Below are 257 nucleotides of genomic sequence, written 5' to 3'. Positions count from 1 at the left end.
CGCTGATGACCGATGATCAGCGTCAGGGCGATGCGATATTTGTTGATATCGCCCGGAAACAGGTTCAGCAGCAGAAACAGTTGCTGATAGAGCGCTGGCAGATGGTTTTCACGCCGGCGCGCCTGATTGGTCGTCATGGCAGAGACAGCCGCATACATAAAGCGGTTCAGCAGCTTGCGGCCGGTGCGCGCTTTTGATTTATCACGAATCAGCAGGATCACCATCATCGCCACGAAGCAGCCGATGACCTGGCCCAG

Annotated in this window: 1 protein-coding gene; it reads right to left on the bottom strand. The window is 56.0% G+C overall.

Translation table 11 applies throughout. The features are described from left to right. The coding region (locus SB765_RS31390) for an FUSC family protein (RefSeq protein ID WP_410932730.1) at nt 1–257 on the bottom strand (257 nt) is incomplete at both ends.

Origin of the sequence: Pseudomonas sp. SIMBA_067, assembly GCF_046534675.1 — a bacterium.
Classification (GTDB): domain Bacteria; phylum Pseudomonadota; class Gammaproteobacteria; order Pseudomonadales; family Pseudomonadaceae; genus Aquipseudomonas; species Aquipseudomonas putida.
This window is presented reverse-complemented; position numbering and strand designations above follow the sequence as displayed.